Source organism: Aeromicrobium sp. Leaf245 (assembly GCF_942548115.1).
Lineage (GTDB): Bacteria > Actinomycetota > Actinomycetes > Propionibacteriales > Nocardioidaceae > Aeromicrobium.
Genome location: NZ_OW824151.1, coordinates 642,656 through 657,111 on the forward strand (window position 1 = coordinate 642,656; position 14,456 = coordinate 657,111).

The window sequence follows — 14,456 nt, forward strand, 5'->3', positions numbered from 1 at the left end:
ACCCACGGTCTGATCTGCATCCGGCGTCCCGAAACGTCGTCCCGCGGGTCTAGCGTCGGGACATGAGCCAGTTCCCCGACAGGTCACGCACCGCCCTCCTCGTCGTCGACGTGCAGAACGACGTCGTCGAGAACGCCCACGAGCGTGATGCCGTGGTCGGCCGGATCGCCGAGCTCGTGCAGCGAGCCAGGTCCGCCGACGTGCCGGTCGTGTGGGTGCAGGACTCCCTCGCCGACGACGACGGTCCTGCCACCGGCACCATGGGGTGGAAGATCGTCCCCGAGCTCGAGCCACGTGCCGGCGAGCCGGTGGTGCACAAGGACTACGGCGACGCCTTCGAGGCCACCGAGCTCGAGACGGTCCTGGCCGAACGCGGCGCGGGGCGAGTCGTCGTCACCGGCGCCCAGACCGATGCGTGCATCCGCGCCACGTTGCACGGGGCGTTCGTGCGCGGCTACGACGTCACGCTCGTCTGCGACGCCCACACCACCGAGGACCTCACCGCGTACGGAGCGCCCTCTCCCGCCGAGGTCGTGGCGCACACGAACCTCTACTGGCAGTTCCAAGGGGGCCCCGACCGCGTCGCCGACGTCGTGGCGGCGGTCGACGTCGAGCTCTGACCTTCGTCCTCCTCTCGAGCCCCGGACAGGCTCGGGGCCCGGATATCGGCGGTCGGGGGACGGAATACTGCGGGCTCCACCAAGGTTGATACGATCAGACTCAAGTCAGTTGCCAGCACTTCGGCAACGGCTCCCCGAGCTCACGAACCCCGCAGCAGCACCCGATCAGCAGGAGGAACCCCCATGGCACGAGCCGTCGGAATCGACCTCGGAACGACGAACTCCGTCGTCGCCGTCCTGGAGGGCGGAGAGCCCACCGTCATCGCGAACGCCGAGGGCGCTCGCACCACCCCGTCCGTCGTCGCGTTCGCGAAGGACGGCGAGGTCCTGGCCGGCGAGGTCGCCAAGCGCCAGGGCGTCACGAACGTCGACCGCACGATCCGCTCGGTCAAGCGCCACGTCGGCACCGACTGGAAGACCGAGGTCGACGGCAAGTCGTTCAACCCCCAGCAGATCAGCGCCTTCATCCTGCAGAAGCTGAAGCGCGACGCCGAGGCCTACCTGGGCGAGACGGTCACCGACGCGGTCATCACCGTGCCCGCGTACTTCAACGACCACCAGCGCCAGGCCACGAAGGAGGCCGGTGAGATCGCCGGCCTCAACGTCAGCCGCATCATCAACGAGCCCACCGCGGCCGCGCTCGCGTACGGCCTCGACAAGGGCGACGAGCAGACCATCCTGGTCTTCGACCTCGGCGGCGGCACGTTCGACGTGTCCCTGCTGGAGATCGGCGACGGCGTCATCGAGGTCAAGGCCACGAGCGGCGACAACAACCTCGGTGGTGACGACTGGGACAACGCGGTCGTCGACTGGATCGTCAGCACCTTCAAGTCCAAGACGGGCATCGACCTGACCAAGGACAAGATGGCCATGCCGCGCATCCGCGAGGCCGCCGAGCGCGCGAAGATCGAGCTGTCCAGCTCGTCCTCGACGTCGATCAACCTGCCCTACATCACCGTGCAGGACGGCAGCCCCGTCTTCCTCGACGAGACGCTGTCCCGCAGCGAGTTCGAGAAGATCACGGCCGACCTGCTCGAGCGCACCAAGGCGCCGTTCAACAACGTCGTCAAGGACGCGGGCATCTCGGTGAACCAGATCGACCACGTCGTCCTCGTGGGTGGCTCCACCCGCATGCCCGCCGTGAGCGAGCTGGTCAAGACGCTCACCGGCGGCAAGGAGCCCAACAAGGGCGTCAACCCCGACGAGGTCGTCGCCGTGGGCGCCGCGCTCCAGGCCGGCGTGCTCAAGGGCGAGGTCAAGGACGTGCTCCTGCTCGACGTCACCCCCCTGAGCCTCGGCATCGAGACCAAGGGCGGCGTCATGACCAAGCTCATCGAGCGCAACACGACGATCCCGACCAAGCGCAGCGAGGTCTTCACGACGGCCGACGACAACCAGCCGTCCGTGGCGATCCAGGTGTACCAGGGCGAGCGCGAGATGGCGGCGGGCAACCAGCTGCTGGCCACGTTCGAGCTCACCGGCCTGCCCCCGGCGCCGCGTGGCGTCCCGCAGATCGAGGTCACGTTCGACATCGACGCCAACGGCATCGTGAACGTGTCGGCCAAGGACCGCGGCACCGGCAAGGAGCAGTCCATGACCATCACGGGCGGCAGCGCGCTGTCCAAGGACGACATCGACAAGATGGTCAAGGACGCCGAGCAGTACGCCGAGGAGGACCGCAAGCGTCGCGAGTCCGTCGAGACGCGCAACCAGGCCGAGGCGCTCGTGCACACCACCGAGAAGTTCCTCGCCGAGAACGGCGACAAGGTGGGCGACGACGTCAAGGGCGAGGTCCAGGCCGACGTCGACGCGCTCAAGGCGGCGCTCGAGGGTGACGACAACGACGCCGTCCAGGCCGCCGTCACCAAGCTCGGCGAGTCCAGCTCCAAGATGGGCGAGGCGATGTACGCCGCGGCCGCCGCGGAGCAGCAGGCCGCCGGCACCGACGCACCCACGGGTGACGCCGACGCCGACTCCGACGACGACGTCGTCGACGCCGAGATCGTCGACGACGAGGAGAAGAAGTGACGGCTGGGCCCGACGGCTCCACCGAGGGCGCTGACCCGGAGGTCTCGCAGGAGACCTCCGGGGAGGCCCCCGTCGACGAGGCCGTCGAGGTCCCCGCGGACGAGGAGGAGGTCGTGGACGAGGCAGCAGCCGAGGAGTCGACCGAGCCCGAGCAGGCTGCGGAGCCCACGCCGGAGCAGCAGCTGGCCGAGCGCACCGCCGACCTGCAGCGTCTGCAGGCCGAGTACGTCAACTACCGCCGGCGGGTCGAGCGCGATCGCGCGCAGTCGCGCCAGCAGGGCGAGGCCGCGGTGCTCCGCTCGCTGCTCACGGTGCTCGACGACATCGGTCGGGCCGAGCAGCACGGTGAGCTGACGGGCGGCTTCAAGGCCGTCGCCGACGCGCTCCACCAGGCGCTCAAGGCGCACAAGCTGGAGGGCTTCGGTGCCGAGGGCGACGTGTTCGACCCCCGTCTGCACGAGGCGCTCTTCGCAGCCGGCGAGTCGCCCGACGTGCAGGTCACGTCGGTCGGTCCCGTGGTCCGCACGGGCTACCGGATGGGCGACGAGGTCCTGCGCCACGCGCAGGTCGGAGTCATCGAGCCCGCCTCGGGCGAGGCGTCGGCGGGCGACGAGGACGAGTGAAGGGCGGTCGGGCAGCAGCCGTGTGCTGCTGCCCGACCGGACCACCGATCGATCAGGAGAGGAAGGGGTGAGCCGTGAGCAACCCGAGTGACTGGGCGAGCAAGGACTTCTACAAGGCGCTGGGCGTGTCGAAGGACGCGTCGACCGCCGACGTGAAGAAGGCCTACCGCAAGCTCGCGCGCGAGAACCACCCCGACTCCAACCCCGGCAACAAGGCCGCCGAGGAGCGCTTCAAGGAGGTCTCCGAGGCCTACGCCGTGCTGTCCAACGCCGAGAAGCGCAAGCAGTACGACGAGCAGCGCACCCTGTTCGGCCAGTTCAAGGGTGGCTTCGGTGGCGGTGGCTTCGGCCAGCCCGGAGGCACCTACGGCGGCGGCGGGACCACCGCCGACTTCGACCTGAGCGACCTGCTGGGCGGCATCTTCGGCGGTGGCGGGTCGCGCGGCGGCCGACGTCGTCAGCCGCAGGGCCGCCGGGGCGACGACCTCGAGACCGAGGCCACCATCACCTTCGCCCAGGCGGTCGAGGGCGCCACGCTCCCGCTGCGCATGACCAGCGACGAGGCGTGCCCCACGTGCCACGGCACGGGCGCCAAGCCCGGCACCGTGCCCAAGGTGTGCACCAAGTGCCAGGGCAGCGGCATGCAGACCGGCGCGTCGGGCGGCGTGTTCGCCATGACCGAGCCGTGCTCGCAGTGCCGCGGCCGTGGTCTCGTCGTGGAGCACGAGTGCTCCACCTGTCGCGGCAGCGGTCGCGCGCCGTCGAGCCGCACCCTGCAGGTGCGGGTGCCGGCCGGCGTGAAGGACGGCCAGAAGATCCGCCTGAAGGGCAAGGGCGGTCGCGGCGAGGGCGGCGCCCCCGACGGCGACCTGTTCCTCGTCGTGCACGTGGAGCCGCACACCATGTTCGGCCGCAAGGGCGACAACCTGACGATCACGGTCCCGGTCGCGTTCGACGAGGCCGTGCTCGGCGCGCAGATCGGCGTGCCGACGCTCGACGGCCCGCCCGTGCGTCTGAAGGTGCCCGCGGGCACCCCGTCCGGTCGCACGTTCCGCGCCAAGGGCAAGGGCGCGACCACCAAGGCCGGCACCCGCGGCGACCTCCTGGTCACCGTCGAGGTGCAGGTCCCCACCGACCTCGACGACGCCCAGCGCGCGGCGGTCGAGGCTCTGCGTGAGGCGCGCGGCGCCGCCACCCCGCGTGACGGCCTGTTCGAGGAGGTGCCCAGCTCATGACGGGAAGCCCGTTCGTCCCACCCGGCCCCGAGGCGAAGGTCTTCGTCATCAGCGTCGCGGCCGAGCTCTCGGGCCTGCACCCGCAGACCCTCCGCACCTACGACCGGCTCGGCATCGTCGAGGCCGGCCGCACCGGCGGCGGCGGCCGCCGCTACTCGCTGCGCGACATCGAGCTGCTGCGCACCGTCGCCCAGCTGAGCGCCGAGGGCCTCGGCCTCGAGGGCGTCAAGCGGGTCATCGCCCTGGAGAACCAGGTGATGGCGCTCCAGCAGAAGGTGGCCGAGCTGCAGACCGAGCTCGCCGCGGCGCACCACGCGCTCGGCACCGTGCAGAACCTGCCGGTGCTGGCGCAGCAGGCGCAGATCTCGATCTGGCGCCGCCCCGCTCGCTGAGCGGTCGGGTCAGCGGGTCTCGAGCTCCCACCGGGGGACGGCCGCACGGAGCGCGATCAGCAGCTCGAGGCGGACGTCGGGGTCGGTGAGCGGGTCGCCGAGCAGACGCTTGGCGGTGCCCAGCCGCGTGTGCACCGTCTGGGCCGGCACGCCCATGAGGCGGGCGACCTCGTTGGCCGGGCGGCCGTGCTCCAGCCAGGTGAGCAGCGTGCTCGCGAGGGAGATCCGACGCGACGCGGGCAGGTCCGCCAGCGCGGCCAGCCGCCGGTCGACGAGCAGGTCGACGAGCACCGGCGACGACGTCACGACGAGCCGGGCGAGCACGTCGACCGACGCAGTGACTGGCCTCCCGGGCTCGGCGACGGCGGCCGTGGCGCGGGCCAGCCGGACCGCCTCGGGCAGCGAGACGAGGTCGACCGACGGTCCCCGGGCGATGTCGGAGCCGGCGAGCGTGCGGACCCGGTCGTCGGACCACGCCGCCGGCACGGCCGCCTCCTCGGGTCGAGGGGCGGGGAGGACGTCGCCGTGTCCGCGTAGCTCGGCGTCGAGGACCGCGCCCGAGGCCGTCGCGACGACGGGAGTCAGGCGGGCGTTCGGGTCGATCCCGCAGGCGATGGCCAGGCCGCGCAGGCCCGGTCCGTCGGACCCGCCGAAGAGCGCCGAGGTGAGGGCTCGCCGACGGTGGGCCGGGCTGAGGGCGTGGAGGCGCAGCACCGCCTGCATGCCCCGGCGGACGTGGCCGACGATGCGCAGCAGCAGCTCCTGCACGGCACGCGACAACGTCTCGACGTCGGGAAGGTCCTGCTCGCGGACCACGGCCGGGATGACGTGTCGCCGCAGGCCGCGTCCGACGGCCTGGACGACGGCGGTCAGCTCGTCGTCGGTCATCCCGGCCTGGGCCTGGGTCTCGCCGAAGTGGAGGCAGCGAGCCGCGACGCTGCGCCCGGCGGTCACCGGGTCGCCGCCATGGGTGACGAAGGCGTCGGCGCAGGCGAGAGCGAGGTCCACCCAGGCGTCGGGCGCGCGCGGGACGGAGCTGCGCACCAGCTTCTCGAGCCGGCCGCGCAACCCCGCCCCGTCAGGGAGGCCACTCGACGGGTGGTGCGGGAGGGAGGGTCGCACCGCTCCCGTCGACGCCATGGCTGCACCGTCACAGCGGCAGATGCACCGCGTCAACGCACGACGGCACCGGTGCCGCCAACGCGGCCGATTCTTGTCACGCGCATGACAAGACCCGTCGAGATTCAGCTGCCTGCCACGACCACGGTGGCGGCGACGCCGACTCCGGCGGCGATGCCGGCCAGACCGGGACCGAGCAGCCCTGCGGCCGCGACCGCGCCGGCCAGCACGCTCCAGGCCAGGGCGATGGACTGACCACGACGAGCCGACCCGACCGCGCCGCGGGCGGCCCGCACGGCCCGCGCCACCCGGCGGACGTCGAGGTCGGCCAGACCCAGGTCGGACGTGAGGGTCGAGCCGGTGCTCACGTGCAGCACCCGTCGACCGTCGTCCGTCCACGCGGCGACCGTGGCGCGCTGGCCGTCGGCGTCCAGATCGCCGGCCGCGTCGTCGATGCCCACCTGCGCGGCCACCTCGCGCGTCCGCGCGTCGGTGTCGCAGGAACGGAGGACGACCTCGAGGCCGAGGTCGCGCAGGGCCTGGACGCCCTCGGTGGCGTCGGCCCGGACGTCGTCACCCACGGTCAGCGTGCCGAGGACGCGTGCGTCGACCTCGACGCCCACGGTGGTCCAGACGCCCTCCCGGGCCGGCAGGCCGAGCCAGGTGAGGTCACCGACGCGCACGGGGTGCCGGTCGACCCGACCTGACACGCCGACGTCGCCGTGGCGCTGCAGCTCGGTGACCCGACCGCGACCGGAGAGTCGCGAGACGGCGCGTGCCACACGCCCCTCCTGCTCGTGCTCGAGGGCGCCGGCGAACCAGCGCAGGTTGCGCTCGTGGTCGGGCTCCACGGGATCGATCGAGGTCACCCGCAGGGCACCGGTGGTCACGGTGCCGTCCTTGTCGAGGAGGGCGACGTCGGCGGCCGCCACCTGGGGAAGCGCCGCCGGGTGAGGGAAGGTGACGTCGTGCGGGGCCATGCGGCGGCGCGCGACCCGCAGGGCCGCCGGCCCGGCAGCGAGCAGACCGGCCGGTCCGGCGGACACGAGCACGAGGGCGGCGACCTGGAGACCACGACCGGGCGTCTCGACCACCGCCCAGACCGCGGCGGCCACCGTGGCCGCGGTGACGACGGACAGGACGAACCAGGCGGGTGCGTCCACGATGCTCTCGTCACCTCGCCACAGCGACACGAGGCTGAGCAGCGCTGCGGAGGCGACGACGGCGATCGCCGTGGTGGGCCGCTCCTCGGCCAGCGCCTCGTACAGGGTGACGACGAGCGCGACGACCAGGCCGAGGCTGCCGAGCGTGGCAGCCCCGGGTCGCCGCCTCGCCAGCTCGGCCAGGGACCGCTGGTGCACGGGCGCGGCCAGGACGAAGGCGAGGGCGGCGACCCCGACGAGCGTCCACGGCCAGCCCTGGAAGCGCAGGTCAGGGACCGTGGAGACGCCGACCGTGCCTGCGGTCAGCACCAGGCCGACGGCGAACGTGAGCACCAGGCAACGACGTGACGCCTGCGCGGAGAACGAGGCGGCTGCCGCGTGCGCGGTCACGACGCGTCCTCCGCCCGGAACCGCTCGAAGTCGCTCTGGTCGCCGGCCTTCCACAGCGGCACGCTGGCCTTGAGGAGCATGGTCAGCTGCACGAGGAACTCGGTGTCGTGCATGGCCTCGCCGAACAGCTCGTTGATGCGCTTCCAGCGGTAGCGGACGGTCTGGGGGTGGACGCCGAGGCGGGCGGCGATCGCAGGCGCGCTGTCGCGGGTCTCGAGCCAGACGAGCAGGGTCTCGGAGAGGATCTCGCGGGAGTTGGGGGTCTCCGCGAAGAGGGGACGGAGCAGCTCCTGGCCCAGCTGCTGGCGCAGGGTCGGCTCGGCGTGCAGCCAGATCTGGGTGCGATGCTCCCGGCAGTCGACCACCTGCGCGTCGGGGACGACGCCGCGGCGCACGAGGTCGAGCGCACGCCGAGCCCACCGGAACGCCGACGGGACCTCCAAGGGATCGACCTCCCAGCCCACGGCCACGCGCGTGACGCCGGCGTCCACCAGGGCGCTGGTCATGCAGGCGCGGTCGGCGGAGTCGACCATCGCCACGACGGTCTCGTCGTGACGCACCAGGAGGGCGCGCTGCGCCAGGACCGTCAGGTCGGGACGCTCGCCACCGAGCTCGGCGACGGCGAGCACGATGGAGGCCGGGATCGGCCAGACCTCGTCGGTCCCGGGCTGGACGGTCCCGGTGAGCAGCTGCTCGGCCAGCGCCGCTCGGGCGCGGTTCGGGTCGGCGGCCCGCTGTCGACGTGCCTCCTCGTGCCCGGCCTCGACCTGCCGCTGCAGGTGGCCGACGAACGCCAGCAGCCCGTCGGAGACGAGGGCCGACGTCGTCCCGTCCTCGGCCAGCTCCTGGAAGCGTGCCCAGCCGATGCGCACGGCGACGGCCAGCCCGACCTGGAACTCGTCGAGCGTCCGCTCCGCCCGGGCCTCCCGCCGCCCGAGGGAGCGGAAGACGTCGTCCACGCCCCGGTCGCGGTGGGGGGCGCCGTCGAGCTCGTCGAGGAAGCGGTGCAGTGCCGTTGAGACCGCCTCGGCGGCCACGGCGCGGCTGGTCGGGCGCGCGAACTGCGGCACGCGCTCGCACACGGCGTCGATGATCTCGGTGGTGAGGGTCGGGACGACGCGACGCACGCGGCGCGCGTGGGCGGCGACGAGGTCGGACGTGGAACGGTCCGCGAACAGCGTCATCGCGCGGACCCGTGCGGTCCAGGTTCCATCGCCGGCTCCCCGATCCGATGACTCGTGTGGCTGCACCGAGTTCTACCCCGCTGCCGGGTCGGCGTCAACGACGGGACCGCCGGGCACCCCGGATCCGTCGTGGTGCGTGGTGGTGCTCAGGGCCCTGTCCTCCCGTCGTGCCTGCACGGTCCGCGCCGGACCGAGCCCCCGAGGCGACTGTGCCGCAGACGAGCGGGGCCGACGAGGGTGTCGGTGGCGTGCGGCCCTGAACTTGTCACGTGCGTGACAATCACGGGTGACGAAGGCCGACTGTCGAACGTGTTCTCGGTGCTGATCGTGCCCGGCATTCGCTGCGGCGAGGCACGGCCGCCGACTCTGGGCGTGTCGTTCACTCCACTTGCCGTGGCGCCTCGTCGGGGAAGTCGAGAGGGCGTGGGACTGTGCGGACACGTGGATTCGTGACGGACTCGTCGGGTGTCTCGTAGTAGTTCTGGGCACACCCGATCTCCTCGGGCGTCGTGGCTCCAGGCTGTGGCGGCAGCGCCATCGAGAAGTCGTCGGTGTACTTCACGCAGTTGAAGGATCCGACCTGGAGCGTCACCGGGTTGCCCGGCCCCGAGAGCGCCGCGGTGAGTACCGGCGAGACGTCGTCGCCGCTGTGCGTCGAGCAGCCCTCGAGCGAAGCGATGTCGATGGAACCCTCGAGAGTGCCTCCGTACAGCCCGTAGAACGCTTCGGCAGGGTCGAAGGTGTCGAACGACTTGCCGTAGAAGCTGGGTCCGACGTAGCCGGGTTCCTCGAGGACGTCGAGAGGCTTGGACGTGACCGACAGGCGGGAACGTGTTCCCGTCCCGCAGGAGTCGTCGAGGCCGACGTCGTTCCCGTCGACCTTCAGGGACCGAATCTGGACGTCGACGTCGGCGGCCAGCGCGGCGGGCTCGACCTTGGTGCGGCGGCCCCCGTCCTCGGCCGTGACGTTCTCGACCGACCGCAAGTAGAACGGAACCGGGTAGCCGTCCGCATCCAGTCGCTGCTGCAGCTGGAGGGTCACCTCGACCGGGATGGAGCCGAAGGCGACGGTCCGAACAGGGATGAGAGGCGAGCGACCGTAGTTCCGGTCCGAGCCCTTGGGAGAGACCAGGAAGGTCCGGATGTCGATCGTGTACTCCCTGTCCTCGCCATCCACCCTGTTCCCGATGAGGATGTTGTTGCCCATGGTCATGAGAGGGATGCGTGCCCACTGCTTCGCCTTCGGCGAACCAGTTCTCCCGAGACTGACGCCGTTGATCCAGCCGTATCGGTTGGCGAAGTCGGGCGTCGAGCAGGGGTCGTAGTCGCTCGGCGGCAGTTCGTCGGGGCACTCGATGAACGGAAGTCCTGGGTAGATCCCTGTCCTCTCGTCGGCGGAGGCGACACCGACGATCGAGGCGACGAGAGCGAGAGCGACCGTGAGCAGGGCGGTCAGCTCGCGACGTCGGCGCAGAGGGGTCTTCATGCGAGCACCGTCACAAGCCGAGCCCCGAAAAGCAACGTCGATCGCGCGGGAGAGCGATGTTGAGGTCAAATTTGTCACTTGCGTGACAACGGCCACGGGCCCTGCCCTGCCGCGACTGGGTGGTGGCACGTGCCTCCCCCGTCGTCACTCGGGTCGGGAAATTGTCACGTGGGTGACAATCGCGGCCAGCATCTCGGCTCGGGCGGGCTTCCCCGCTTGTCTGGAGGGTGACTTCCGTGGGCCTACTTGGACGGTGACCGCGGTCACACATCCATCGGCAGATCGGAAGGAACCATCATGAAGATCAAGCACGCAGCACTCGGCGGAGCAGTCGTCGCCCTCGCGGGTGTCGTCGCCGCCGGCCCGGCCCTCGCCACCGGCAGCTCCTACACGGTCGGTGTCGGCGGCAGCTCCGCGGCCGGCACGCACACCATCACGGCAGCGTCGTCCGGGAGCCTCAGCTTCGCGGTCCCGACGCTGTCCATGGGCTGCACGAGCGCGAACGTGCCGACCTCGCCGGTCTCGACCGTCGCGAGCGGCACCGGCATCGTCGACATCGCCGCGATCAACAAGATCAACTTCGTCGGCTGCACGGGCCCGGGTGGCTCGCTCGCGGTCACGACGGTGGGCTCGTGGAAGCTGCACGGGACGGGCGCGGCCACGTCCGGCACCTCCGACGTCGTCGCCGGCCACGTGGACAACATCACGGCCAACGTCGCCAACGCCGTCTGCCGCTTCACGGTGACCGGCAAGGCCAACGGCACGTTCAGCGAGTCGACGCAGCGTCTGCAGGTCAGCGAGACGGGCTTCACCGGCAACCTCCGCGTGTCGAACGTGGTCGGCTGCCTCGGGCAGGTCCAGAACGGCCAGGCGGCCAACTTCACGGGCACGTTCGACGTGACGTCGCCCGACGGCGCGATCAACGTCAGCTGACGCGTCCCGGCCTGCTGCACCACACGGCGGGCCATCACGGGTGGGGCCGAGCCCACGTTCGGCCCCACCCGTCCCTGACCTCACCCGAACGACCACCCCTCGCACCACCAGCCCTCAAGGAGCACCCATGTCCATCACCCTCGCGCCCCGCTGGCGCAAGCGCGCCGCCGTGGCCGCTGCCGGCGCCGCCGTCGCGCTCGTCCCCGTCGCGGCCCACGCGGCCACCATCGTCACCATCACCTACGACGCCCAGGGCACCTCCCACATCGCCAAGACGAACTCCGACGTCGCCCTCGGCCCCACCACCCTGCGCACGGACCTCGACATCGACACCGGTGACTTCACCGGGTCGCTTCCGCTGCCGGGCACGTCGACGGAGTTCAAGATCGCCGGCTTCCTCCCGGTGAAGGCCAAGGTCGACTTCATCGAGGCGGCCCCGCTCACCGGTCACATCAACCTGACCCAGACGCAGGCCCAGGTGAGCTCCACGGCGACCTACTACGTGAAGCTGTCGGACATCAAGGTCGCGGGGTTCCCGACCTTCGCGGGCAGCAAGTGCAAGACGAAGGCGCCCGTGTCCATCCCGGTCGGCACGCGTCCGGACGAGGGCTTCGACCTCATCAACGGCGGTGAGCTCGTCGGCACCTACACGATCGGCAAGTTCGAGAACTGCGGCATCAACACGCCGCTGATCAACAGCCTCGTGCCCGGTTCCGGCAACACCGTCGACATCACCGTGACGAACGGCGTCGTCGCGGAGTGACGCCCTGACCTCGTCGGCCCCGCGTCCCCCTGGGCGCGGGGCCGACGTGCATCGTCAACGCATCGAAGGAGAACCATGAGGAACACCACTGTGCGCCGGCTCCTCGCCGGCACCGCCGCAGCCCTGTGCCTGGCCGTCGGCGTCGGCCCGGCCGGAGCGACGGGGAACAGCGTGACGGTCGCCGTCGGAGGCACCAGTGCTCCCAGTGCTCACCCGTTCAGCGCGACGACTCAGGGGTCCGTCTCGTGGGCGGCGCCTGCGCTCGCGTGGGGCTGTACCAGTGCGAAGATCCCGTCGAGTCCGGTCTCCGAGGTGCATGGCGGGACGGGCGTCACCGATGTCCTCACCGTTCGAGCCATGTCGTTCCAGGGATGCACGTGGCCCCTCGGCGCCATGAACACGAGGCTGACGGCACCAGCGACACTCCACGTCACCGGACCAGCCACGTCCGGCTCCACCGACCAGGTGCGCGGCCGCCTCGACGACGTCACGATCGTGTCGTCGTACGCGGTCTGCGAGTACACCGTGACCGGTTCGGCACGGTTCACGTTCGACGAGGGAACGCAGCGCCTCGCCATCGAGGAGACCGGGTTCACCGGCAACCTCACGGTGTCGAAGGTCCGAGGGTGCCTCGGGTGGGTGCAGAACGGCCAGGCGATGAACCTGACCATGAACCTCCAGCTCACCTCACCCGACGGTGCGATCAACATCAGCTGACGAGGACGCGGGGCGGCCTGGGGACGAAGCCCTTCCCAGGCCGCTACCGATCGGTATCATGAAGGTGGCGCGAGCCCGGGAACGCCATCCGATCTGCCGAGACGACAGCCTCCGGGGCTCGCGCCACCTCGCGCGCTGGAGATGCACTCGGCAGCTACACCGCGCGCCGCCACGCCACGATGCTCGACTCCAGGGCCGACAGCAGGGCGAGGGTCTGGGTCGGCTCGTCCAGGCGCGAGCCGAAGAGCGCGTGCAGCCGGCGCAGGCGGTGCCGGACCGTCTGGTCGTGCACGCCGAGCCGCGCCGCGAGGGCGGGAGCGCTGTCGCGGGTCTGCAGCCACAGCAGCATCGTCTCGGCCAGGGCCACCCGGCGCTTGGGCGACTGGGCCAGCAGGGGCGCCAGCACCTTCTCGTCCGCGAGCCGACGCAGCGCCGGGTCGGCGTGCTCGCACAGCCGGGACTGGTGCAGCTCGCAGTCGAGCACGTGGTCCTCCGGGGCCTCGATCACGCCGTCCTGCAGCAGCGACAGCCCGCGGCTGGTCCACCGCACCGCGCGGTGCACCTCGCTCGGGTCGACCGGCCACGACAGGGCGACGTCGGTGCCCGTGCGTCCCGCGAGGTGACGGGCCAGACGGGTGGCCGTCTCGGGGTCGGCCACCACGATCAGGCGGTCCTGGTGGACGCCGGACAGCGCCTCCTGGCAGGCCGAGACCATCGACGTCGAGGCCTGGTCGTGCGTGGTCACGGCGACGACGATCCGCTCGGGCAGCACCCACGAACATCGGTCGGCGACCTCGCGGAGCCCCTCCGGTCCCGTGCCGTCCAGCAGGGCCACCAGCATGGCCGCGCGGCCCTGCTCCCGGACTTGCGTCGCACGGGCCCTCGTCTCCACGAAGCCGGTGAACGCGTGCTCGAACAGCGCCGTCTGGTACGCGATGAGGCCGTCGCCGAGCGCCCCCACGACCTCGGCCGACTGGCCGAGCGCGGTCGCGGCGAGGCGCACGTCCGTCCACGACTCCTGCGTGGCGATGTGGTGCGCGGCCCGCATGGCGTCGAGGTTGAGGCCGGCCGCGGCCTGGTAGCTGCCGAGCCAGCGGTAGAAGGTGTAGATCTCGGTGCCGTAGGTGGGCGCTCCGGCGACGGTGTCGACGAAGACGGCCACCGCGCGGGTGATCGCCTCGTCGATGCCCTTGTGGATCACGGGATCGGCGTCGGCCGAGAACCCCGCGACCTCCTCCCGGATGCGGGTGACGATGCGTCGGGTCAGCTCCACCGAGCGCGGTCGGTAGCCGGCCACGACCGCGGCGTCGATCTGCGGAAGGCCCAGGACCTCCCGCAGCAGCTGGCGCTCCCGGCCGGACTCCGTCGGACGGGCGTCGCGCTCGTGTGCCACTGCAGTCATGTGTCTCCCCCTTGCTCGTGCCGCGAGCCCGAGGCCGCGCGGACGTTCCCTCGAGCACAGTCAAGGAGCAGGCGTCGCGTGGAGTCCAGGCTCGACGGACCGCCGCCATGGAATCGATCGGGAACTTGTGACGCGGGTAACAACTTCCTGCGCAGGTCGGAGAGTCAGGTCAGGGGCGCAGCAGGTCCAACGGGTCGACGTCGAGGCGCGCGGCCAGGTGCTCGAGGCTGACGAGCGTCAGGTTCCGCTCGCCGCGCTCGACCGATCCGAGGTAGGTGCGGTGGTAGCCGAGCTGCTCGGCGAACTTCTCCTGGCTCAGGCCGAGGGACTCACGGTGCCGGCGCAGGCGCTGGCCGAGGATCTGCTGCAGTGGCTGGCTCACGCGTGCAGCGTGGCGCAGT

Annotated in this window: 14 protein-coding genes; 8 read left to right on the top strand and 6 right to left on the bottom strand. The window is 71.5% G+C overall.

What is annotated here, in order from left to right:
- Window positions 1-62: 62 nt before the first annotated feature.
- From NBW76_RS03165 to NBW76_RS03185, 5 genes are all read left to right on the top strand, one after another.
- On the top strand, window positions 63-620 hold the full coding sequence (locus NBW76_RS03165; protein ID WP_056556582.1) for an isochorismatase family protein: 558 nt from the start codon (window positions 63-65) through the stop codon (window positions 618-620).
- Window positions 621-803: 183 nt separating this feature from the next.
- Window positions 804-2,648 carry a molecular chaperone DnaK gene (dnaK, locus tag NBW76_RS03170; protein ID WP_056556579.1) on the top strand — a complete coding sequence of 615 codons (1,845 nt, stop codon included), beginning with the start codon at window positions 804-806 and terminating at the stop codon, window positions 2,646-2,648.
- A complete protein-coding gene (grpE, locus tag NBW76_RS03175) occupies window positions 2,645-3,271 on the top strand; it encodes a nucleotide exchange factor GrpE (protein WP_056556576.1) in 627 nt (208 codons plus the stop codon). The genes dnaK and grpE overlap by 4 nt, the downstream gene beginning before the upstream one ends.
- Before the next feature lie 74 nt (window positions 3,272-3,345).
- Window positions 3,346-4,506, top strand: a complete 1,161-nt coding sequence (gene dnaJ / locus NBW76_RS03180) for a molecular chaperone DnaJ (RefSeq protein ID WP_056556573.1) — start codon at window positions 3,346-3,348, stop codon at window positions 4,504-4,506.
- Window positions 4,503-4,898: a heat shock protein transcriptional repressor HspR gene (locus tag NBW76_RS03185; RefSeq protein ID WP_055962855.1), complete on the top strand. Its 396-nt coding sequence runs from the start codon at window positions 4,503-4,505 to the stop codon at window positions 4,896-4,898. The genes dnaJ and NBW76_RS03185 overlap by 4 nt, the downstream gene beginning before the upstream one ends.
- Before the next feature lie 9 nt (window positions 4,899-4,907).
- On the opposite strand, the gene NBW76_RS03190 is transcribed toward NBW76_RS03185, so the two are convergent.
- The 4 genes from NBW76_RS03190 to NBW76_RS03205 all read right to left on the bottom strand — a co-directional run bounded on the left by NBW76_RS03190 (window position 4,908) and on the right by NBW76_RS03205 (window position 10,240).
- Entirely contained in the window at window positions 4,908-6,038 is a 1,131-nt protein-coding gene (locus tag NBW76_RS03190) for a helix-turn-helix domain-containing protein (protein ID WP_082482052.1), read from the bottom strand.
- Between the two features lie 104 nt (window positions 6,039-6,142).
- Entirely contained in the window at window positions 6,143-7,570 is a 1,428-nt protein-coding gene (locus NBW76_RS03195) for an HAD family hydrolase (RefSeq protein ID WP_056556567.1), read from the bottom strand.
- Window positions 7,567-8,754: a helix-turn-helix domain-containing protein gene (locus tag NBW76_RS03200; RefSeq protein WP_056556564.1), complete on the bottom strand. Its 1,188-nt coding sequence runs from the start codon at window positions 8,752-8,754 to the stop codon at window positions 7,567-7,569. Before NBW76_RS03200 ends, NBW76_RS03195 begins: the two co-directional genes overlap by 4 nt.
- Before the next feature lie 379 nt (window positions 8,755-9,133).
- On the bottom strand, window positions 9,134-10,240 hold the full coding sequence (locus NBW76_RS03205) for a hypothetical protein (RefSeq protein WP_056556561.1): 1,107 nt from the start codon (window positions 10,238-10,240) through the stop codon (window positions 9,134-9,136).
- A gap of 297 nt (window positions 10,241-10,537) precedes the next feature.
- Between NBW76_RS03205 and NBW76_RS03210 the strand changes: the two genes are divergently transcribed.
- From NBW76_RS03210 to NBW76_RS03220, 3 genes are all read left to right on the top strand, one after another.
- A complete protein-coding gene (locus NBW76_RS03210) occupies window positions 10,538-11,173 on the top strand; it encodes a hypothetical protein (protein WP_055962884.1) in 636 nt (211 codons plus the stop codon).
- Window positions 11,174-11,300: 127 nt separating this feature from the next.
- Entirely contained in the window at window positions 11,301-11,936 is a 636-nt protein-coding gene (locus tag NBW76_RS03215; protein ID WP_055962894.1) for a hypothetical protein, read from the top strand.
- 75 nt (window positions 11,937-12,011) lie between these two features.
- On the top strand, window positions 12,012-12,653 hold the full coding sequence (locus NBW76_RS03220) for a hypothetical protein (protein ID WP_156364886.1): 642 nt from the start codon (window positions 12,012-12,014) through the stop codon (window positions 12,651-12,653).
- Between the two features lie 154 nt (window positions 12,654-12,807).
- Here the strand turns inward: NBW76_RS03220 and NBW76_RS03225 are convergent, their stop codons facing one another.
- Window positions 12,808-14,055, bottom strand: coding sequence for a helix-turn-helix domain-containing protein (locus tag NBW76_RS03225; protein ID WP_082482051.1), 1,248 nt, complete (start codon window positions 14,053-14,055; stop codon window positions 12,808-12,810).
- A gap of 169 nt (window positions 14,056-14,224) precedes the next feature.
- A complete protein-coding gene (locus tag NBW76_RS03230) occupies window positions 14,225-14,437 on the bottom strand; it encodes a helix-turn-helix domain-containing protein (RefSeq protein ID WP_055962904.1) in 213 nt (70 codons plus the stop codon).
- Window positions 14,438-14,456: the final 19 nt, after the last annotated feature.